Here is a 20,283-nt window from a genome sequence, read left to right as displayed (position 1 = left end):
GGCCCGTCGGCGGAACGGGGCGATGCGCCTTGCCGATCTCGCCGCGGCCGCCGAACCCGTCGGTCTGGTGCTTCGCGGCGCCTTTCATCCCGCTCCGGAGGACGCCGCCGTCCTGCCGGACGGCAGCCTGCCTGGGACGCTGGTCCTGCTCGGCTGGATCGGCGGCCGGCAATGGCCGGCCTTCGCCGCGTCGCCCGAAGCCCGCGACGGCCTGCCCGATCCGCTCGACCGCTGGTCGCGCCGCGTCATCGACGACCTCGCGGCCGGGGCCGGCGCGACCCCGTTCTATCCGTTCGGCGGCCCGCCCTGGCATCCCTTCCAGCGCTGGGCCCGGAAGGCGGAGCCGCTGTTTCCCTCGCCGCTCGGCCTGCTGATCCATCCCGACTGGGGGCTCTGGCACAGCTATCGCGGCGCGCTGGCCTTTGCCGGCAGGCTCGACATCCCGGCCACGGCGCCCCGCGCAAGCCCTTGCGAAACCTGCGAAACCCGTCCCTGCCTCTCGGCCTGCCCGGTGGGGGCCTTTACCCCGGCCGGCTATGACGTCCGCGCCTGCGCCCCCCATGCCGGATCGCCCGCCGGGACCGAGTGCCGCAGGCGGGGATGCCTGGCGCGGCGGGCTTGCCCTGTGGCGGCAGATATGGCGTATGGAGGCGAGCCGGCCGGGTTTTTCATGCAGGCCTTCCTGCACGGCAAGCTCTAAGGCGTCTTGCGATTTGACGGAATCGCGTCAAGTCGCAAAGACGCGTCGAAACAAGGGGTTGGAGCAAAGCGCGTTTCCGTCAAGACGCGCTTTGCTCTAGGATCGGCAAGGTTGCCGCAAAGGGTGGAGATCGGCCTTGAGCACGCTTGGAAACTTTCTGGTCGCGCTGATCGTCATGCTCCACATCGGCTTCCTGGTGGTGGAGATGTTCTTCTGGAAGAAGCCGATCGGCCTGAAGCTTTTCGACCAGACGCTCGAGCAGGCCCAGCACACGGCTGCCCTGGCCGCGAACCAGGGGCTTTATAACGGATTCCTGGCGGCCGGCCTGATTCTCGCCCTCGCCCTCCGCGACCCGGCGACCTCCATGCACGTGAAGGTGTTCTTCCTCCTGTGCGTCGCCCTCGCCGGCATCTATGGCGGCGCCACGGTGAAGGGGAAGATCTTCCTGGCGCAGGGCCTGCCGGCGCTGATCGCCCTGTTCTGCTTCTGGGTCGGGTAGGGGCTTCGGCGCTTCACCGCCCGAGCACGCCCCTCAGGATCCCCGAGACCACAGCCTGCTTCGTCTCCTCGAAGAAGGCAGCGTCCTCCAGGCCCTTGCCGGTCAGCGTGCGGATCTGCGCGTCGAAGTCGGCGTAATGCTGGGTCGCCGCCCAGATCATGAAGAGCAGGTGGTGCGGGTCGAGCGGCCGCAGCCGGCCGTCGGCGATCCAGCCCTGGATGATGCCGATCTTGCGGTCGACCAGCGCGGCCAGGTCCGTCTCCAGCACGGACGCCAGATGCGGGGCGCCCTGCATGATCTCGATGGCGAACAGCCGCGAGGCTTCGGGGAAGCGGCGGGAATAGTCGAGCTTCTGCTCGACATAGGCGGTGAGCGAGGCTTCCGGTCCGCGCGCCGCGTCGAGCTCGCGCAGGGGCTTCAGCCAGATGTCGAGCGTGCGGGTCAGCACCGCCTTGTAGAGCTCGTCCTTGCTGCGGAAGTAATAGAGCAGGTTGGTCTTCGACATGCCGGCCGCCTCGGCGATCTGGCCGATGCGCGTGCCGTGCAGGCCGTGCCGGGCGAAGGCGCTCAGGGCGGCGTCGAGGATCCGGTCGACATTGGCCGCACCGATGCGCGTCTTCGGCCGCGACGCCGCCCCTGCCTCACCATCCGCCATGCCTTGGTCTCCCGACCGATGCGATAGCATCCCGCGCGCTGGCGCGGAAGGTTTTCCGGGCCCGGCTGCGGAGCCCGGATCGGCATGATGTACCGCTCGCCCGAGCGGGCCGGGGGGCGAGGCCGTGTTCCGGGATTTCCGTGTCGGCCCGCCGATTTCGAGAAACCTGCATGGCCGAGGCGGGCCGGGACGGCTCGAACCGGCCGGACGTTGCCGTTGTCGAGCCCGTGGGCCGGGCGTGGAATGTCCGACAGGTTGACGAGCAAGAGCATGCACCGGGCGCGAACGCGTCACCGGCCTGGCTCCCCCGACGAGATCGCGCGATCCCGTCGGGATGGACGGCATAGCCGAGGCCTCGCTCGGCGTCCCATGAAAGAGACGGCGATCGAAGATCGCCTATGCCCGTCCATGACGCGCGGGTCGGGGCGCCTGTTGGCGAACGACGCCTCAGAGCAGCCCGTTCTGCTTCAGGATACCCTCCGAGTTCTCCTTGGTGATCGTCATCGTATCGAGGACCAGCTTCTTCGGCACGGTCTCGCCTCCCAGAACCTTGAGCGCCTGCCGCAGGCCTTCGGCGCCGGGCGTGGGGTAAAGGAACGTGGCGGCCAGGATACCGTCATGGACATACTTGACGCCCTCGTTCGGCAGGCCGTCGACGCCAACGAACAGGATGTTCTTCTCCCGCCCCGCGTCCTTGGCGGCGAGATAGGCGCCGTAGGCCATCGGGTCGTTGTGGCCGTAGACCAGGGTGATGTCCTCGAAATTGCGCAGGGCCGTCGACATGATCTCGTAGGCCTTGGCCTGCTTCCAGTCGGCCGATTGCTGGTTGAGCAGGTGCTTGATGCCGCTCTCCTTGTCGGCCGCCTCGTGGTAGCCGTTGGAGCGGTCGTGGCTCGCCTGGGTGCCGAGGCCGCCCCAGATCTCGACCACATTGCCCTTGGCCTTGCCCTTGCCGCCCAGGGTGCCGACGACGAACTCGCCGACGGCGCGGCCGATGACGACGTTGTCGCCGCCGATCCACTGGGTGTACTTGTCCGAATTGATGTTGCGGTCGAGCACGAACACCGGGATCTTGGCGTCCATGGCCTTTTCCACCACGGCGGTGAGGCCGGCCGATTCCTTCGGGCTGATCAGGATGGCGTCGACCTCCTGGGTGATGAAGCTTTCGGTGTCGGCCACCTGCTTCTCGGTCTTGTCCTCGGCGTCGGCCATCAGCAGGTTGACGTTCGGGTGCTTCGCCGCCTCGGCCTTGAGGTCCTTGTTGAACTGCACGCGCCAGGGTTCGAGCGTCGTCGCCTGCGAAAAGCCGATGGTGTACGTCTTGTCCTCGGCCAGCGCCCGGGGCGTCCAGCCGGCAGGGATGAGCATCGCGGCGCCGCCCGCGGCGAGCGTCGACTGGATGAATGTGCGGCGGTTGATCATGCGTCTCCTCCGATTTTCGCGGTTTGCGTCTTCTCATCCTGCGCCGCGGCTTCGGCCCTCCGGCGGAGCGGCGCGAAGATCTGGCCAAGATTGCGTTCCTGCAGCAGCACCGTGAGGATGATGATCAGCCCCTTCATCACCAGCTGGACGTTGGTGGAGATGTTGTGGAGCTGCAGGATATTGGTCAGCAGTCCAAAGATCAGTACGCCGACCAGCGTGCCGGCGAGGCTGCCGCGCCCACCCATCAGGCTGGTGCCGCCGATGACCACGGCGGCAATGGCGTCGAGCTCGAGCCCGACGCCGGCATCCGGCTTGCCCTGGCGATATTGCGCCACGTAGAGCACCCCGGCGGTGCAGGCGAGCATGCCGGAAAAGGCATAGGTCGCAATCTTCACCGGCGTCACCGCGATGCCGGAGAGCCGCGTCGCCTCTTCGTTGCCGCCGATGGCGTAGATGTAGCGGCCGAAGGCGGTGAATTTCAGCACCGCCATGAACACCGCCAGCGCCACCAGGAAGAACAGCCCGGGCACCGGCAGCACGCCCCAGAGCACGGCGCGCAGCATGTCGATGTCCGCTGTCGCGTTGGTGCCGGAATAGACGGCGACGACGGCGCTGTCCTGGCCGGCGATCAGGCGGGCGAAGCCGAGCATCGTCACCATCGTGGCCAGGGTGACGATGAACGGTTGCAGGCGGCCGGTGACGATGATGGCGCCGTTGACGGCTCCGACCGCGAGGCCGACGCACGGCACGGCGACCAGAACGCCGGCGACCCCGAACCTGGCGTCGACCTGCGGCACCAGCCAGAGCGCCAGAAGCCCGGCGGCGGCAAGCCCCGCGACGGCGGTGGCCGGGCGCGCGGTACCTGGCGCGCCTGCCGTGCCGCCGCGCTGGCGGAGGACGAAGAGGGTCAGCGCCGCGGCACACATGCACGCTGCAAGGAGCGTGATGGGGACGGCGATGCCGCTCGCGGCCGTCAAGCCCGGCTGCGTCAGCATCAGTGCCGTCAGCACCGTGCCGAGCGCCAGGGTCGAACCGACGGAGAGGTCGATGCCGCCGATCAGGATCACCATGGTCATGCCGACAGCCACCAGGCCGGTGATCGATACCTGCCGCAGCACGTCCGACAGGTTGCCGTAGGACAGGAAGATGTTGTGCCCCTTCGAGGTCATCGGCGAGAAGGCGACGCCGACCAGGAACAGCGCCGCCAGGCCCCAATAGAGTTTCGTACGCGAGATCAGGCGCCAGACGATCATGACAGGCTCGACGGTGACGGAGCGTGGTGCGGCGGACCGGGCGGGACGCTGTCGGGCTCCGGCCCGTTCGCGGCCCGGCGCGGCGAGGCCAGCGTCATGATCGTTTCCTCGGTCGCCTGCCGGCGATCGAGGATGCCGGCCTGCCGCCCTTCCTGCATCACCAGGATGCGGTCGGCGAGCAGCAGGAGCTCCGGCAGTTCCGAACTGACGACGATGATGGCAAGTCCCTGGCCGGCCAGGCGGAATATCAGATCGTAGATCTCGCGCTTGGCGCCGACGTCGATGCCGCGCGTCGGCTCGTCGAGCAGCAGGATCTTCGGGCCGACGGCGAGCCATTTTCCCAGGACGACCTTCTGCTGATTGCCGCCGGAGAGATGCGACACCACCTGCTCGTCGGACCGGCAGCGCACGCCGAGCCGGCCGATCGCCCCCCGTGCGAGGTTCTTTTCCGAGGCTGCGTCACGCAGGCCGAAGCCGCGGCGCAGCGGCTCGGAGGGCAGCGAGATGTTTTCGCGGATGCTGGACTGCAGCAACAGGCCGGTCGCCTTCCGGTCCTCGGTGACCAGGGCGAGGCCGTGGCGGATGGCATCGCGCGGCGTATCGATCCGCACCGCCGCGCCGTCGATCTCGATGGTGCCGGACCGCTCGCCGAACGTCGCGCCGAAAATGGTCTCGAGGATTTCGGTGCGGCCGGAGCCGAGCAGGCCGGCGATGCCCAGCACCTCGCCGCGATGCAGAGCGAAGGAGACGCCGCGCAGAACCTGCTTGCGGCCGCGTGCGGTCGGCATGCTGAGGCCGAGGCCCCGGACGGCAAGCGTCACGGCGGGCCGGCCGGCGCCGCGGTCGGGCGCGGCGAGATCGAGCTCGCGGCCTACCATGCTGGCGATGATCCGCTCGGGCGTCAGGTCCGCCATCGGTGCGGTCAGCCGGCGCCGCCCGTCGCGCAGCACCGTGACTCGGTCGGCGAGCAGCGACACCTCGTCCATGCGATGGCTGATATAGACGATGGCGACGCCGGAACCCGCCAGCCGCCGGATGATGCCGAACAGGCGGTCGCATTCCGTCGGCGACAGCGCCGAGGTTGGCTCGTCCATGATCAGGATGCGCGCTTCGAGCGACAGCGCCTTGGCGATCTCGACCAGTTGCTGCTCGCCCACCCTGAGCGATCCGACTCGGGCGTCCGGATCGAGGTCGACGCCGAAGCCGGCGAGCAGCGCCTTGACAGCCCGTCCGAGCCCTCTCCGGTCGATGACGAAGCCGGCGATGCGCGGCTCGCGCCCGAGGAGCACGTTCTCGGCGACGCTCATCTCGGGGATGAGATTGAGTTCCTGGTGGATGATGGCGACGCCCGCGGCCTGAGCCTCGCGGACGGCGCGGAACCGCACCGTCTCCCCGTTGATCGACAGCGTGCCGTCGAAGTCCGGCAGGATGCCGCTGAGGATTTTCATCAGCGTCGATTTGCCGGCGCCGTTTTCGCCGACCAGCGCGTGCACTTCACCGGCGACGAGATCGAAATCGACGTCATGCAGGACGCGAACACCGTCGAATTGCTTCGATATGCCGTGCGCTTCGAGTACGACGCCGGCCCGCCTCGGTTGGAGAGTGGACATGATGCGTTTCCTCGACACCGGCTACGCAAAGGCGCAGTGTCTTTTATTTATAGAACACGCTATCATGCCGCTACGGAGGCGGCAAGGCCCGATTGGTCGGCGCCGGCGGAGCCGCGGAGGAGGAGTGGCGTTGACGCTGCCGGCATCTTCTGATCGCACCCGTTCCGGCGTCATGGCCGGGCATGCCTCCGCGGGAACGCATTCGAGGAGCTGAACTTCGAGCCGCAGGAAGGACCATGCCGCGCCCGCCAAACGTGTCGATGAGGGCCACGAACATGGCGCTCGATATCATCGCCCGGCTGCCGATCGGTGCCGACCTGCCGCCCGAGAGCGTGTTGGCGCGGCAGGTCGGCGTCAGCCGCACGGCGATGCGCTCGGCGCTCGATGGGATGGAGCGTGCCGGTCTGGTGCGCCGCAGCGGCCGGCAGGCGGTGCTGCGGCGCGCGCCGCTTGCATCCGATTATTTCGCCCTGGCGCAGACCGAAAGCCGATCGGATCTGGTCGAACGGCGCTTCCTGGAGATGGCGGTGTCGGGCGGGCTGATGCCGGGCCGCCATTTTTCCGAAACCGAGCTCGCCCGCAACGTCGGTGCCAGCACGGTGAGCGTGCGGGAATTCCTCATCGGTTTCTCACGCTACGGCCTGGTGGAGAAGGCGCCGCGCGGCGGCTGGCGGCTCTGTGCCTTCGATGCGTCCTTCGCCCGGGAACTCGCCACCACGCGGCGCACCTTCGAGATCGAGGCGATCCGGCAGTTTGCGACGCGCGCCGACGGCGACCCGATCTGGCAGCAGGTCGACCTGCTGGCGACGGATCACAAGGCGATGGCGCAGAGCGGGGACGAAGCGCTCCGCCAGTTTCCGCAGATGGACCGACGCCTTCACCGTTTCCTCATCGGCCAGTTGAAGAACCGCTTCGTCGAAAGCCTTTACGACGTCGTCTCCTTCGTCTTCCACTACCATTACCAATGGCGCAAGGACGACGAGATCGAACGCTACCGCACGGCCCTGTCGGAGCATCTCGACATCCTCGAGGCCCTGCAGTCCCGGGCCACGGCCGAAGCCGAGGCCTGCCTGGAACAGCACCTGCAGACCTCCGTGCGCACCCTGCTGGAGTCCGCCATCGGCGCGGCCGAAGGAGCGTCATCCCGGCCGACGCTCCGACCGTCCGCGATCAGGGCGCCCGTGAGAAGGTAGGAGCGGGAGCGCGGCAGCCCAACCGTCCGGCTTGTTTGAAAGATCCGTGGTCTAATTTTCGGTGCGGGCAGACATGAACTTCAACGCGGTTGAACGTGCGCTGGCAAAAATGTTGCTCCGCCGAATTTGTTGAAGGTAGGCCGCCGCTTTGGTCAGGCCGTGCTCAGAACGAGGGCGGCGTGCAGGCGCTCACCAACTCGCAGACCTCGTCGCCGACATTGCGGAAGCGGTGCGGTTCGCGGCTGTCGAAGGAATAGGCGTCGCCCGGTCCGAGCACGGCCTTGTCGCCGCCGACCGTCACCTCCAGGGCGCCGCGGATGACGATGCCGCACTCCTCGCCCTGGTGCTGCAGCAGCACCTTGCCGCTGTCGGCACCCGGCGCGTAGCGCTCGAAGATCATCTGCAGGGCGCGTCCGCGCAGGTCCACGCCGACTTGGCGGTAGGACACCGGCCCGCGGCCGATCTCCATCAGCTCCGCGCCGCGGTAGAACACCTTCCTGGCATGGCTCTCGTCCAGGGCGAAGAACTCGGCGAGTCCGATCGGCACCGCATCGAGCACCCGCTTCAGCGCCCCGACCGACGGGTTGACCGCGTTGGATTCCATCAGAGAGATGGTGGCGTTGGAAATGCCCGCCCGCTTGGCGAGCTGGCGCTGCGACAGGCCCCGCGCCTCGCGCACCCGGCGCAGCAGCGCCCCCAGATCGACGCCCGACATCGCCGCCCCTGTTTAGAGTGTTCAAGATCATGAACACCCTACGGAGATTGCCGTGATTTTTCAACGGTGATGCGTCTTCCAAACTAACGTCTTGTTGCTTGAACTTTGAACGGGTAACCTCTTCGCAGATTTGCCCTTTCCGGCAATTCGCCGGCATTCCCGGCCCCCGTCGCCCGGAGCCTGCGGCTTCAGGGATGCGGGGGCGCGGGAGCGCTCCGCAGGGCATTCTCGGGTCGGGCCGTGCCCGCCGGGAACGGGCGAAGGCGCCGGGAAGGCCTGGACATCACCCGCCGGAGATCCCGCCATGAACGCCCCGACCCGCGTCGTTTCCAACAATCTCGAAGCGTTCTGGATGCCGTTCACGGCGAACCGGCAGTTCAAGTCGAACCCGCGCATGTTCGTCAGCGCCAAGGACATGCACTACCGCACCGCCGACGGCCGCGAGGTGCTCGACGGCACCGCCGGCCTGTGGTGCTGCAATGCCGGCCATTCCCGTCCGAAGATCGTCGAGGCGATCCAGAAGCAGGTGGCCGAGCTCGACTACGCTCCGGCCTTCCAGATGGGCCATCCCAAGGCGTTCGAACTGTCCTCGCGCCTGGTGCAGTTGACGCCCCAGGGCATCGACCACGTCTTCTACACCAACTCCGGCTCCGAGTCGGTCGAGACCGCCCTGAAGATGGCGATCGCCTATCACCGGGCCAAGGGCGACGGCAGTCGCTTCCGCCTGATCGGGCGCGAGCGCGGCTATCACGGCGTCAATTTCGGAGGCATCTCGGTCGGCGGCATCGTCTCGAACCGCAAGATGTTCGGCACGCTCCTGACCGGTGTCGACCACATCCGCCACACCCACGACCTTGCCCGCAACGCCTTCTCGCGCGGCCAGCCCGAATACGGCGCCGAGTTCGCCGAGGATCTGGAGCGCGTCATCCAACTGCACGACGCCTCCACGGTCGCGGCCGTGATCATCGAGCCGGTGGCCGGCTCCACCGGCGTGCTGATCCCGCCGAAGGGCTATCTCGAGCGCATCCGCGCCATCTGTGACAAGTACGGCGTGCTCCTGATCTTCGACGAGGTCATCACCGGCTTCGGCCGCCTCGGCCAGCCTTTCGCCGCCGACTATTTCGGCGTCACCCCCGACCTGATGACCACGGCTAAGGGCATCACCTCCGGCGTCATCCCGATGGGCGCGGTGTTCGTGAAGAAGGAGATCCACGACGCCTTCATGAACGGCCCGGAACATCTCATCGAGTTCTTCCACGGCTACACCTATTCGGCCAATCCGGTTGCCTGCGCCGCGGCGCTCGGCACGCTCGACACCTACCAGGAGGAGGGCCTGCTGACCCGCGCCGCCGAGCTCGCCGATTACTGGGCCGACGGCGTGCACTCGCTGAAGGACCTGCCCCACGTCATCGACACCCGCAATCTCGGCCTGATCGGCGCCATCGAGCTGGAGCCGATCGCCGGCCAGCCGAGCAAGCGGGCCTTCTCCGCCTTCCTCAGCGCCTATGAGAAGGGCCTGCTGATCCGCACCACCGGCGACATCATCGCCCTGTCGCCGCCGCTGATCGTGCAGAAGTCCGAGATCGACCAACTCTTCGGCACCCTGCGCGACGTGCTGAAGGCGCTTGACTGAGGGCTGGTCCCTCTTTTCTTGGACGGGGCGCTGCGCCCCTGACATTCGGGCCGGCCGGCTTCGTCCGGGCGGCCCTTTCCATATGCGGCGGCGCCACGGCGCCGCCGGTTCGGACGCTCCGCACGCCGACGGTTGCAAACCGTCGCCAAGGCGCGTTCAGTCTTCCCTCGGCCAATACCCCCTCGCAAAGGACGACGCCATGCAGCGCATCGGCAACATGATCGGCGGCAAGGCCGCCGAAACCACCAGCGGCCGCTTTTCCGGCGTGTTCAACCCCGCCACCGGCGAGCAGATCGCCGAGCTCGGCCTGTCCTCGACCGCCGACGTCGATGCCGCGGTGCGGGCGGCCAAGGCGGCCCTGCCGGCCTGGGCCAACACGGCGCCGCTGAAGCGCGCCCGCTTCATGTTCAAGTTCAAGGAGCTGCTGGAGGCCAACGCCGACGCCGTCGCCCGCGAGATCTCGCGCGAGCACGGCAAGACCCATTCCGACGCGCTCGGCGAAGTGCAGCGCGGCATCGAGGTGGTGGAGTTCGCCTGCGGTATCCCGCACCTGCTGGCCGGCGAGTTCTCGCGCAATGTCGGCCCGGCGATCGACACCCATTCCGACCGCCAGCCGCTCGGCGTCGTTGCCGGCATCACCCCGTTCAACTTCCCGGCCATGGTGCCGCTGTGGATGTATCCGGTGGCGATCGCCTGCGGCAACACCTTCATCCTCAAGCCCTCGGAGCGCGATCCGTCCGCGGCGATGTTCGTCGGCGAGCTCCTGCAGCAGACCGGCTTGCCCGCCGGCGTGTTCAACATCGTCCATGGCGACAAGACCGCCGTCGACGCCATCCTGCACCACCCGGACGTCAAGGCGGTGAGCTTCGTCGGCTCGACGCCGATCGCCCAGTACATCTATGCCACCGCCGCCGCGGCCGGAAAGCGCTGCCAGGCGCTGGGCGGGGCCAAGAACCACATGGTGGTGATGCCCGATGCCGACATGGACCAGGCCGCCGACGCGCTGGTCTCGGCCGGCTACGGCTCTGCCGGCGAGCGTTGCATGGCGATCTCGGTGGCCGTGCCGATCGGTGACCGTACCGCCGACGCCCTGGTCGAGCGCCTGCTGCCGCGCATCGCCAAGCTGAAGGTCGGCCCCGCCTCGGACAAGGACGCCGAGATGGGACCGGTGGTGACCAGGCAGCACCGCGACAAGGTGATCGGCTATATCGATGCCGGCGTGCGCGAAGGCGCGGAGCTGGTGGTCGACGGCCGCGGCCTCAAGCTGCAGGGCTACGAGAACGGCTATTTCGTCGGCCCGACCCTGTTCGACCGCGTCACCGAGACCATGTCGATCTACAAGGAGGAGATCTTCGGCCCGGTGCTCTCGATGGTCCGCGCCCGCGACTATGACCACGCCGCGAAGATGATCAACGAGCACGAATACGGCAACGGCACCGCCATCTTCACCCGTGACGGCGACGCGGCCCGCGCCTTCGCCGACCAGATCGAGATCGGCATGGTCGGCGTCAACGTGCCGCTGCCGGTGCCGGTGGCCTACCATTCCTTCGGCGGCTGGAAGCGTTCGCTGTTCGGCGACCATTCGATCTACGGCATGGAGGGCGTGCGTTTCTACACCCGCCTGAAGACCGTGACCGCCCGCTGGCCGACCGGCATCCGCGCCGGCGTCAACCTGAACTTCCCGAACCTGAACTGATCGGCACCCGCGACGGCGGAACGGATCGCTGCGCCCGGTATCCCGGCAAGGGGGCCGGGCGCGGGCCGTCGGGACATCCCCGAGGCGCCCGACGGGGCAGGCAGCGGAGGCGGTCTGCCGCGATCCCGTTCCGGTGCCCGGGCCTGGTTCGGGCCCACGTCTCCGTGGTACGAAGACGCCGGTGCGGCGGAGGGCCTGCCGCGCATTCCGCCTCTCTGGACAATTTGCCCTTTTGGTCAAAACCTGTCGCGGTTTCGTTTGACAACGCCTCTGGAAGAGGCTGGAAAGAGTTGACCAAGCAATCAAAAAATCCACCCCGCGCTGGCGTGACGATTGCGAGTTTGACGGATCGGAGCGATCGTGACGCCCGTCCCCGTCTCGGCGAGGGGGCAAGGGGATTGCGGCTGTTCGCGGGGGTGGCGTGAGGGTATGAGCGAGATGCGGGCCGAGACTTCGGGACAGGCGGGAGGAGCGGGCGGCACGGACAGGGCCGTCATCGCCGTCAAGGATCTCACGCTCACCTTCCAGACCGCCGACGGGCCGGTCTACGCCCTGTCGAAGGTCGACCTGACCATCGACGAGGGCGATTTCGTCTCCTTCATCGGGCCGTCCGGCTGCGGCAAGACCACGCTGATGCGCGTCATCGCCGACCTGGAGCAGGCGACTTCCGGCTCGATTCGGGTCAACGGCCTTTCGCCGCAGGAGGCGCGGCTCGGCCGGCAGTACGGCTATGTCTTCCAGGCCCCGGCGCTCTATCCCTGGCGCACCATCGAGCGCAACGTCATGCTGCCGCTGGAGGTCATGGGCTTTCCCGCCGCCGAACGGGCCGAGCGGGCGGCGCGCAACCTCGATCTCGTAAACCTCAAGGGCTTCGAGAAGAAGTTCCCCTGGCAGCTCTCCGGCGGCATGCAGCAGCGCGCCTCGATCGCGCGGGCGCTCAGCTTCGACCCGAAGCTGATGCTGATGGACGAGCCCTTCGGCGCCCTCGACGAGATCGTGCGCGACAAGCTCAACGAGCAATTGCTCAACCTGTGGCGCGCCACCGGCAAGACCGTGGTGTTCGTCACCCATTCCATCCCTGAGGCGGTGTTCCTGTCGACCAAGATCGTGGTGATGTCGCCGCGTCCCGGCCGCATCATCGACGTCATCCGTTGCGACCTGCCGCGCGACCGCACGCTCGACATCCGCGAGACGCCGGAATTCCTCAAGGTGGCGCAGCGCGTGCGCGAGGGCCTGCGGGCGGGGCATTCCTATGACGACTGAGGCCTTGCCCGCGCCGGCCCGTCCCTCGGTCTGGACGCGGCTGATGGCCGGGCAGGCCGGTCCGGTGATGGTGGTGGTCGCCGTCATCCTGCTGGTCTGGTACGCGGCCTGCGTGCCGGCGAACAGCGACGCCGTCTTGCGTACGGCCGCCGATCCGGCGGCCCTGACCACCTCGGACCGCATCCTCCTGTCCTTCTCGCAGGACCGTCCGGTGGTGCCGGCGCCGCATCAGGTCGTGGCCGAGATGTGGCGGACCATCGCGCTCGTCTCGCCGGTGTCGAAGCGCAGCCTCATCTACCACAGCTGGGTGACGCTCTCCTCGGCCCTGCTCGGCTTCGCTCTCGGCACGCTGCTCGGCATCGGCCTGGCGGTGCTGATCGTGCATATGCGCTCGCTGCAGCGCAGCCTGATGCCCTGGATCATCTCCTCGCAGACCATCCCCATCCTGGCGCTGGCGCCGATCGTGGTGGTGGGCCTCGGCTCGATCGGCATCACCGGCATCGTGCCCAAGTCGATCATCTCCACCTATCTGTGCTTTTTCCCGGTGACCATCGGCATGGTCAAGGGCCTGACCTCGCCCGATCCGATGCAGCTCGACCTGATGCGCACCTACAACGCCTCCCAGGCGCAGACCTTCTGGAAGCTGCGCTGGCCGGCCTCGGTGCCGTTCCTGTTCGCCAGCCTGAAGGTCGCCATCGCCATCAGCCTGGTGGGCGCCATCGTCGGCGAACTGCCGACCGGGGCGCAGGCCGGACTCGGCGCCCGGCTGCTGTCGGGCTCCTATTACGGCCAGATCCTGCAGATCTGGGCCGCGCTCTTCACCGCGGCCGCCATCGCCGCCCTGCTGGTGGTGCTGATGGAGATGATCGAGCGTCGCACCTTGCGGGCCATGGGCGCGCGGCCGGAGACACGCGAATGAGTGCCGCCGCATCCCCCGGCCTCGACACGGTCCATGCCCGGGGCTGGATCGCCTCCGGCCTGTTCATCGTCGCCAGCTTCGTCTTCCCGATCGGTATTCCCGTGCGCGGCACGCCGATCCTGATGCTGGAGACGCTGCTGCTCGCCCTCGGCGCCGCCTATACCGCCATCGGCTGGACCCGGCGCCTGGACGGCGGTCGGCTGTGGCTGGCGCTCGCGCTGGTGCTGGCCGGCGCGGCCACCATGGTCGTGCTGGTGCACGAGCCGGGCGTCGCCGGCGCGGCCGGCCTCAATTTCTGGTGCAAGGCGCTCGGTGTCTGGCTCGCCGGCTGGATGATGGTCGACGCCCTGATCGACCGGCCCGCCGGCTCCGAGGCCGAGCGGCGCCTGCTCCGGCTCGCCGTGCCGACGCTGTTCGGCCTGTTCCTGTTCGTGATCTGGGAATGGGTGGTGGTGGGCTTCGGCGTCAACGCCGTCCTGATGCCGCCGCCCTCGGCCATCCTAGCTGCCATGGCCGGCTATGTGCCGACCCTGTCGGCCGATTTCGTCCAGACCTTCCTGAAGTCGGTGATCCCCGGCTGGGCCCTCGGCTCGCTGCTCGGCTTCCTGGTGGCGATCCTGGCCGACGCCGTGCCGTTCCTCAGGCGCGGGCTGCTGCCGCTCGGCAACTTCGTCTCGGCCCTGCCGATCATCGGCGTCGCGCCGATCATGGTGATGTGGTTCGGCTTCGACTGGCAGTCGAAGGTGGCGGTGGTGGTCATCATGACCTTCTTCCCCATGCTGGTGAACACGGTGGCGGGCCTGGCCGCGGCCGGCAGCCTCGAGCGCGACCTCATGCGCTCCTACGGCGCCGGCCATTGGTCGACGCTGCTGCGCCTGCGCCTGCCGGCGGCGATGCCGTTCATCTTCAACGGCCTGAAGATCAACTCGACGCTGGCGCTGATCGGCGCCATCGTGGCCGAGTTCTTCGGCACGCCGATCGTCGGCATGGGCTTTCGCATTTCCACCGAGGTCGGGCGCATGGCGCTCGACAAGGTCTGGGCGGAGATCGTCGTCGCCGCCGTGGCGGGGTCGGCCTTCTACGGCATCCTCGCCGCCATCGAACGGGCGGTGACGTTTTGGCATCCCTCATACCGGCGCGCCTGACGCCGGACGAGGACAACAGAGGAGTGGACGGAATGAAGAAGACGCTGATCTGCGGGATGGCCCTTGCGCTCGGCCTCGGGCTCGGCGGCGCGGCCCGCGCGGACGACAAGGTGACGCTGCAGCTCAAATGGGTGGTGCAGGCCCAGTTCGCCGGCTATCTCGTGGCCAAGGACAAGGGCTTCTACAAGGAGGCCGGGCTCGACGTCACCGTCAATCCGGGCGGCCCCGACATCGCGCCCGAGCAGGTGATCGCCGGCGGACGCGCCGACGTCATCGTCGACTGGATGCCCGCCGCCCTCGCCGCCCGCGAGAAGGGCCTGAAGCTGGTCAACATCGCCCAGCCGTACAAGCGCTCGGGCCTGATGCTCACCTGCCGCAATGATTCCGGCATCAAGAGCCCGGACGACTTCAAGAACAAGACTCTCGGCGTCTGGTTCTTCGGCAACGAGTATCCGTTCCTCGCCTGGATGAGTAAGCTCGGCCTCAAGACCGACGGTTCGGCCGGCGGCGTCAAGGTGATCAAGCAGGGCTTCAACGTCGACCCGCTGCTGCAGAAGCAGGCCGACTGTATCTCCACCATGACCTACAACGAGTATTACCAGGTCATCGAGGCGGGGGTGAAGCCGGACTCCCTGACGGTCTTCAAGTATGAGGACCAGGGCGTCGCCACGCTCGAGGACGGCCTCTACGTCATGGAGGACAAGCTCAAGGACCCGAAGTTCGTCGACGTCATGGGCCGCTTCGTCAAGGCTTCGATGAAGGGCTGGGACTATGCCCGCGCCCATCCGGAAGAGGCCGTGAAGATCGTGCTCGACAACGACACGTCCGGCGCCCAGACCGAAGAGCACCAGACCAACATGATGGGAGAGGTCAACAAGCTCACCGAGGGCTCCGACGGCACGCTCGACGTCGCCGCGGCGCAGACGACGGTGAAGACGCTGCTCTCCGGCGGCTCGGACCCCGTCATCACCAAGGAGCCCGTGGGCGCCTGGACCGCGGTGGTGACGGACGCGGCCAAGAAGTGAGCTGAGGGCGAGGGGGCCCGACCGGTCGGACGGATCGGCCGGGCGCCGGAGATATCCGGGCAAGGCCCGGCCCGATGGCCGCGTCGCGGTGGCGCCCTGGGGCGACGCTGCGGCGGCCATCCTGATCGAGACGAGGGAGACACGACCATGCCCATCCTGATCCGCGGCGGCACCGTGGTGAACCACGACCATTCCCGCCTCGCCGACGTGCTGATCGACGGCGGCACCATCACGGCGGTGGGCCCCAAGCTCGACGCACCGAAAGGGGCCGAGATCATCGACGCCGACGGCTGCTTCGTCCTGCCCGGCGGCATCGATCCGCACACCCATCTGGAAATGCCGTTCATGGGCACGGTCTCGGCCGACGATTTCGAGAGCGGCACCAAGGCGGCGCTCTCAGGCGGCACCACCATGGTGGTCGACTTCTGCCTGCCGGGCTCCGGCCAGTCGCTGCTCGCCGCCTATCAGGACTGGCGTCACAAGTCGGAGAAGGCCGCCTGCGACTACGGCTTCCACATGGCGATCACCTGGTGGGACAAGCCGGTGTTCGACGAGATGGAGACCGTGGTCAAGACCTACGGCATCAACACCTTCAAGCACTTCCTCGCCTACAAGGGCGCGCTGATGGTGAACGACGACGAGCTCTTCGCCTCCTTCAGCCGCTGCGCCGGCCTTGGTGCTTTGCCGCTGGTGCATGCGGAGAACGGCGACGTCGTCTTCCGCCTGCAGCAGCATTATATCGACCTCGGCGTCACCGGCCCCGAGGGCCATTCCTATTCGCGCCCGCCGGAAGTGGAGGCCGAGGCCACCAACCGCGCCATCATGATCGCCGACATGGCGGGCAGCCCGCTCTATGTCGTGCACACCTCGTGCCGCGACGCCCATGAGGCGATCGCCCGGGCCCGGGCCGCCGGCAAGCGCGTCTATGGCGAGCCCCTGATCCAGCACCTCGTGCTCGACGACCGCGAGTACCAGAACAAGGACTGGGACTATGCGGCGCGGCGGGTGATGTCGCCGCCCTTCCGCAACAAGGCCAACCAGGATTCGCTCTGGGCCGGGCTGGCGGCCGGCTCGCTGCAGGTGGTGGCGACCGACCACTGCGCCTTCACCGCCGAGCAGAAGCGCATGGGCCTCGGCGATTTCCGCAAGATCCCGAACGGCACCGGCGGCCTGGAAGACCGTATGCCCGTGCTCTGGGCCGCCGGCGTCAACACCGGGCGCCTGACCCGGGAGGAGTTCGTGGCGGTGACCTCGGCCAACATCGCCCGCATCCTCAACGTCTATCCGCGCAAGGGCGCCATCGCCGTCGGCTCCGATGCCGATCTGGCGGTCTGGGATCCCGGCGCGACCAAGACCGTGACCGCGAAGAAGCAACTCAGCCGGATCGAGTACAACGTGTTCGAGGGCTATGAGTGCCGCGGCCTGCCGATCGTCACCCTGTCCGGCGGCCGCGTCGCCTGGGCCGAGGGCCAGATCCGGGCCGGGAAGGGCGACGGCCAATATGTGGCGCGCCCGCCATTCCCGGCCGCCGCCGTGGCCAACGCCACCTGGAAGGAGTTGTCGCGGCCGCGCAAGGTGGAGCGGCTGGAGGTGACGCCGTAGGCTCGCCGCAGCCGTCTCGTAGACTGCCGTCCTTCATCCTGACGATCGGGGCCGATCATGCTTGCCAACCTCGCCATCAATCCGCAGCGCCTCTGGGACACGCTGATGGAGACCGCCAGCTTCGGCGGCACGCCCAAGGGCGGCATCCGGCGCCTCACTCTCTCGGACGAGGACAAGCGCGTCCGCGACTGGTTCAAGGCCCAGTGCGAGGCGCTGGGCTGCACGGTGACAGTGGACGAGGTCGGCAACATGTTCGCCCGCCGGCCCGGCCGCAACGATGCCCTCGATCCGATCTGCATGGGCTCGCATCTCGACACCCAGCCGACCGGCGGCAAGTTCGACGGCGTGCTCGGCGTGCTCGGGGCGCTGGAGGCGATGCGCACCCTGCACGAGCAGGGCTACGAGACCAACGCGCCGGTGGAGATCGTCAACTGGACCAACGAGGAAGGCTCGCGCTACGCGCCGGCCATGCTCGCCTCGGGCGTCTTCGCCGGCGTCTTCACCACCGAATACGCCTATGAGCGCGAGGATCGCGACGGCATCCGCTTCCAGGCGGAACTGGAGCGGATCGGCTATCGCGGCAGCGAGAAGGCCGGGGCCCGTAAGCTCGGCGCCATGTTCGAGCTGCATATCGAGCAGGGGCCGATCCTGGAGGACGAGAAGACGATGATCGGCGTCGTCACCGGCGTGCAGGGCATGCGCTGGTACGAGGTCAACGTCACCGGCCAGGACGCCCATACCGGTGCGACGCCGATGTATCTGCGCAAGAACGCCCTGCTCGGCGCCGCGCGGATGATCGAGGCGATCGACGCCATCGGCCAGCGCCACCAGCCGGGCGTGGCCACCGTCGGCCTGATCGAGAACAGGCCGAACAGCCGCAACGTCGTGCCGGGCGAGGTGTTCTTCACCGTCGACCTGCGCCATCCCGACGAGGCGGTGCTCGAGGTGATGGAGACGGAGTTCCGCACGGCGCTGGAGGCGACCTTGCCGGCGCTGAAGCTGTCCTACGAGGAGAAGCGGATCTGGAACTCGCCGGCGGTGAGGTTCGCGCCCACGCTGATCGACTGCGTGCGGCACGGCGCCGAAAAGGCGGGCTTCGCCATGCGCGACATGGTCTCGGGCGCCGGCCACGATGCCGCCTATATCGCCCGCGTCGCTCCCACCACCATGATCTTCGTGCCCTGCGAGGGCGGGCTCAGCCACAATGAGGCCGAGTCCACCAGCTTCGACGAATGCGCCGCCGGCGCGCAGGTGCTGCTCAACGCCGTGGTGGAGTACGACCGCCGGCTGGCGGGGTAGGGGCGACGAGGCCTGTCACCGTTCACGGATGGAGGGCAGGTCAGGCGCAAAGGCCTTCTCCCGGCAAGTCGGATGTTTCCGATCCGCTCTCTTGCATGCCAATCTCGGGAACACCTGAGATTGGAGGCGGGAAAGGTGCCCCGACGAAGTCGAGGCGGATGGGATGTGGCCCGCAGGTCTCGCCCTTTGCTGCCCCTGCGCCAGCCAAACACGGGCTTGTATCTGCCCCCACACGTTTGCCGCTTCGCGGCGCCACCCTCCCCAACTTCGTTGGAGAGGGCTTTCCCGTGCCGTTTCCGGGACCGCGCGTCTACGCCGCCAGCCGCGCTTCGGCCAGGCGCGTCCAGTAGGTCACCCCCGCCGGGATGATGGCGTCGTTGAAGTCGTAGGCGGGATGATGCAGGCCGGCGCTGTCGCCGTTGCCGATGAAGATGAAGGCGCCGGGGCGGGCCTCCAGCATGAAGGCGAAATCCTCCGCGCCCATGATCGGCACCGCTGCGATGTCGACGTTCTCGGCGCCGGCGACGCCGCGGGCGACCTCGGCGCAGGCCTGAGTCTGCGCATCGTGGTTCACCACCACCGGATAGTGGCGGACATAGCGCAGGGACGCCGTGGCGCCGAAGGCCGAGGCGACGCCCTGGACGATGCCGGCGAGGCGGGTCTCGATCAGGTCGCGCACGCCCGGATCCAGCGCCCGGCAGGTGCCTTTCATCCGGCAGGTCGAGCCGATGACATTGTAGGCGTCGCCCGTCTGGATGCCGGTCACCGATACCACCGCGCTCTGGAGCGGGTCGACATTGCGCCCGGCGATGGTCTGCAGGGCGGTGACGATGTGCGCGGCGACCACCACCGGGTCGACAGTTTCGTGCGGCTTGGCGGCATGGCCGCCGCGGCCGGTGATCTCGATGTCGAACACGTCGCTGGAGGCCATGAACGGACCCGGCCGGATGGCGAAGTGGCCGGGCGTCAGGCCGGGCATGTTGTGCATGCCGTAGACCTCGGCGATGCCGAAGCGCTCCATCAGCCCGTCGTCGACCATCGCCTTGCCGCCGGCGCCGCCTTCCTCGGCCGGCTGGAAGATGACCACGGCGCTGCCGGCGAAGTTGCGCGTCTCGGCCAGGTGCTTGGCCGCGCCGAGCAGCATGGCGGTGTGGCCGTCATGGCCGCAGGCGTGCATCTTGCCGGGCACGGTCGAGGCATAGGGCGCGCCGGTGACCTCGGTGATCGGCAGCGCGTCCATGTCGGCGCGCAGGCCGACCGCCTTGCCGCCCGGCCGCCCGCGGATCACGCCGACCACGCCGGTGCGCCCGATCCCCTCCACCACCTCGTCGCAGCCGAAGCCGCGCAGCAGCTCCGCCACCAGGCCGGCGGTGCGCTGCACGTCGTACTGGGTCTCGGGATGGCGGTGGATGTCCTGCCGCCAGCCGGTGATCTCCTGCGCCATGGCGGCGATGCTGTTGGAAATGCTCATTTCGGTTTCCTGTCGTTCCGCCCCAGATGAGACGACCGAAGCGCAATGGTCAACCATGGCCGTGCTTGACGCCCCGTCGCCCTGGCGCGATCCGCGGACAGGAGGGGCGGGCCGGGCGGAGAGTCCTGGCGAAGACGGCGGCCGTGCCTGCCGGCGAGGCCAGCAAGAGGGGCGACAAGCGCG

At 68.1% G+C, this 20,283-nt stretch carries 17 protein-coding genes; 11 read left to right on the top strand and 6 right to left on the bottom strand.

What is annotated here, in order from left to right; genetic code table 11:
• The first annotated feature begins 22 nt into the window (after positions 1–22).
• Together AC27L4_RS28140 and AC27L4_RS28135 are read left to right on the top strand one after the other, a co-directional pair.
• A complete protein-coding gene (locus AC27L4_RS28140) occupies positions 23–700 on the top strand; it encodes a ferredoxin (RefSeq protein ID WP_487145925.1) in 678 nt (225 codons plus the stop codon).
• Between the two features lie 136 nt (positions 701–836).
• The gene (locus tag AC27L4_RS28135) at positions 837–1,199 is read left to right on the top strand and encodes a DUF1304 domain-containing protein (protein WP_487145924.1); all 363 of its coding nucleotides are present in this window, start codon (positions 837–839) and stop codon (positions 1,197–1,199) included.
• 13 nt (positions 1,200–1,212) lie between these two features.
• Here the strand turns inward: AC27L4_RS28135 and rutR are convergent, their stop codons facing one another.
• The 4 genes from rutR to AC27L4_RS28115 all read right to left on the bottom strand — a co-directional run bounded on the left by rutR (position 1,213) and on the right by AC27L4_RS28115 (position 6,139).
• Positions 1,213–1,854, bottom strand: a complete 642-nt coding sequence (rutR, locus tag AC27L4_RS28130) for an HTH-type transcriptional regulator RutR (RefSeq protein ID WP_487145923.1) — start codon at positions 1,852–1,854, stop codon at positions 1,213–1,215.
• 447 nt (positions 1,855–2,301) lie between these two features.
• On the bottom strand, positions 2,302–3,276 hold the full coding sequence (locus AC27L4_RS28125) for a substrate-binding domain-containing protein (RefSeq protein WP_487145922.1): 975 nt from the start codon (positions 3,274–3,276) through the stop codon (positions 2,302–2,304).
• The gene (locus AC27L4_RS28120) at positions 3,273–4,529 is read right to left on the bottom strand and encodes an ABC transporter permease (RefSeq protein ID WP_487145921.1); all 1,257 of its coding nucleotides are present in this window, start codon (positions 4,527–4,529) and stop codon (positions 3,273–3,275) included. Before AC27L4_RS28120 ends, AC27L4_RS28125 begins: the two co-directional genes overlap by 4 nt.
• Entirely contained in the window at positions 4,526–6,139 is a 1,614-nt protein-coding gene (locus AC27L4_RS28115; protein ID WP_487145920.1) for a sugar ABC transporter ATP-binding protein, read from the bottom strand. The genes AC27L4_RS28120 and AC27L4_RS28115 overlap by 4 nt, the downstream gene beginning before the upstream one ends.
• 275 nt (positions 6,140–6,414) lie before the next feature.
• Between AC27L4_RS28115 and AC27L4_RS28110 the strand changes: the two genes are divergently transcribed.
• Complete coding sequence (locus tag AC27L4_RS28110) at positions 6,415–7,332, top strand: GntR family transcriptional regulator (protein WP_487145919.1); 918 nt, start codon at positions 6,415–6,417, stop codon at positions 7,330–7,332.
• A 163-nt stretch (positions 7,333–7,495) separates the two neighbouring features.
• On the opposite strand, the gene AC27L4_RS28105 is transcribed toward AC27L4_RS28110, so the two are convergent.
• Entirely contained in the window at positions 7,496–8,047 is a 552-nt protein-coding gene (locus AC27L4_RS28105; RefSeq protein ID WP_487145918.1) for a cupin domain-containing protein, read from the bottom strand.
• A 304-nt stretch (positions 8,048–8,351) separates the two neighbouring features.
• Here AC27L4_RS28105 and aptA point away from each other — a divergent pair, with 304 nt between their 5' ends.
• The 8 genes from aptA to AC27L4_RS28065 all read left to right on the top strand — a co-directional run bounded on the left by aptA (position 8,352) and on the right by AC27L4_RS28065 (position 18,629).
• Positions 8,352–9,680, top strand: a complete 1,329-nt coding sequence (gene aptA, locus AC27L4_RS28100) for an omega-aminotransferase AptA (protein WP_487145917.1) — start codon at positions 8,352–8,354, stop codon at positions 9,678–9,680.
• Between the two features lie 199 nt (positions 9,681–9,879).
• A complete protein-coding gene (locus AC27L4_RS28095) occupies positions 9,880–11,376 on the top strand; it encodes a CoA-acylating methylmalonate-semialdehyde dehydrogenase (protein WP_487145916.1) in 1,497 nt (498 codons plus the stop codon).
• A gap of 438 nt (positions 11,377–11,814) precedes the next feature.
• Positions 11,815–12,639, top strand: a complete 825-nt coding sequence (locus AC27L4_RS28090) for an ABC transporter ATP-binding protein (RefSeq protein ID WP_487146066.1) — start codon at positions 11,815–11,817, stop codon at positions 12,637–12,639.
• On the top strand, positions 12,629–13,558 hold the full coding sequence (locus AC27L4_RS28085) for an ABC transporter permease (RefSeq protein WP_487145915.1): 930 nt from the start codon (positions 12,629–12,631) through the stop codon (positions 13,556–13,558). The genes AC27L4_RS28090 and AC27L4_RS28085 overlap by 11 nt, the downstream gene beginning before the upstream one ends.
• A gap of 332 nt (positions 13,559–13,890) precedes the next feature.
• Positions 13,891–14,703 carry an ABC transporter permease gene (locus AC27L4_RS28080; protein WP_487146065.1) on the top strand — a complete coding sequence of 271 codons (813 nt, stop codon included), beginning with the start codon at positions 13,891–13,893 and terminating at the stop codon, positions 14,701–14,703.
• A gap of 32 nt (positions 14,704–14,735) precedes the next feature.
• Complete coding sequence (locus AC27L4_RS28075; RefSeq protein ID WP_487145914.1) at positions 14,736–15,728, top strand: ABC transporter substrate-binding protein; 993 nt, start codon at positions 14,736–14,738, stop codon at positions 15,726–15,728.
• 147 nt (positions 15,729–15,875) lie between these two features.
• Positions 15,876–17,330 (top strand): dihydropyrimidinase, encoded by a 1,455-nt coding sequence (hydA, locus tag AC27L4_RS28070; protein ID WP_487145913.1) that lies wholly within the window; start codon positions 15,876–15,878, stop codon positions 17,328–17,330.
• A gap of 57 nt (positions 17,331–17,387) precedes the next feature.
• Positions 17,388–18,629: an allantoate amidohydrolase gene (locus AC27L4_RS28065; protein WP_487145912.1), complete on the top strand. Its 1,242-nt coding sequence runs from the start codon at positions 17,388–17,390 to the stop codon at positions 18,627–18,629.
• A gap of 310 nt (positions 18,630–18,939) precedes the next feature.
• Here AC27L4_RS28065 and AC27L4_RS28060 read toward each other — a convergent pair whose 3' ends face one another.
• Complete coding sequence (locus tag AC27L4_RS28060) at positions 18,940–20,100, bottom strand: M20 aminoacylase family protein (protein WP_487145911.1); 1,161 nt, start codon at positions 20,098–20,100, stop codon at positions 18,940–18,942.
• Positions 20,101–20,283 lie beyond the last annotated feature (183 nt).

The organism is Labrys sp. Lb11, from assembly GCF_057554225.1.
This window is presented reverse-complemented; position numbering and strand designations above follow the sequence as displayed.

What these genes read in the sequence shown, in the direction of transcription:
- AC27L4_RS28140 (WP_487145925.1), top strand. Translation starts at nt 23, where the DNA reads ATGCGCCTTGCCGATCTCGCCGCGGCCGCCGAACCCGTCGGTCTGGTG.
- rutR (WP_487145923.1), bottom strand. Translation starts at nt 1,854, where the DNA reads ATGGCGGATGGTGAGGCAGGGGCGGCGTCGCGGCCGAAGACGCGCATC.
- AC27L4_RS28125 (WP_487145922.1), bottom strand. Translation starts at nt 3,276, where the DNA reads ATGATCAACCGCCGCACATTCATCCAGTCGACGCTCGCCGCGGGCGGC.
- AC27L4_RS28120 (WP_487145921.1), bottom strand. Translation starts at nt 4,529, where the DNA reads ATGATCGTCTGGCGCCTGATCTCGCGTACGAAACTCTATTGGGGCCTG.
- AC27L4_RS28115 (WP_487145920.1), bottom strand. Translation starts at nt 6,139, where the DNA reads ATGTCCACTCTCCAACCGAGGCGGGCCGGCGTCGTACTCGAAGCGCAC.
- AC27L4_RS28110 (WP_487145919.1), top strand. Translation starts at nt 6,415, where the DNA reads ATGGCGCTCGATATCATCGCCCGGCTGCCGATCGGTGCCGACCTGCCG.
- AC27L4_RS28105 (WP_487145918.1), bottom strand. Translation starts at nt 8,047, where the DNA reads ATGTCGGGCGTCGATCTGGGGGCGCTGCTGCGCCGGGTGCGCGAGGCG.
- aptA (WP_487145917.1), top strand. Translation starts at nt 8,352, where the DNA reads ATGAACGCCCCGACCCGCGTCGTTTCCAACAATCTCGAAGCGTTCTGG.
- AC27L4_RS28095 (WP_487145916.1), top strand. Translation starts at nt 9,880, where the DNA reads ATGCAGCGCATCGGCAACATGATCGGCGGCAAGGCCGCCGAAACCACC.
- AC27L4_RS28090 (WP_487146066.1), top strand. Translation starts at nt 11,815, where the DNA reads ATGCGGGCCGAGACTTCGGGACAGGCGGGAGGAGCGGGCGGCACGGAC.
- AC27L4_RS28085 (WP_487145915.1), top strand. Translation starts at nt 12,629, where the DNA reads ATGACGACTGAGGCCTTGCCCGCGCCGGCCCGTCCCTCGGTCTGGACG.
- AC27L4_RS28080 (WP_487146065.1), top strand. Translation starts at nt 13,891, where the DNA reads ATGATGGTCGACGCCCTGATCGACCGGCCCGCCGGCTCCGAGGCCGAG.
- AC27L4_RS28075 (WP_487145914.1), top strand. Translation starts at nt 14,736, where the DNA reads ATGAAGAAGACGCTGATCTGCGGGATGGCCCTTGCGCTCGGCCTCGGG.
- hydA (WP_487145913.1), top strand. Translation starts at nt 15,876, where the DNA reads ATGCCCATCCTGATCCGCGGCGGCACCGTGGTGAACCACGACCATTCC.
- AC27L4_RS28065 (WP_487145912.1), top strand. Translation starts at nt 17,388, where the DNA reads ATGCTTGCCAACCTCGCCATCAATCCGCAGCGCCTCTGGGACACGCTG.
- AC27L4_RS28060 (WP_487145911.1), bottom strand. Translation starts at nt 20,100, where the DNA reads ATGAGCATTTCCAACAGCATCGCCGCCATGGCGCAGGAGATCACCGGC.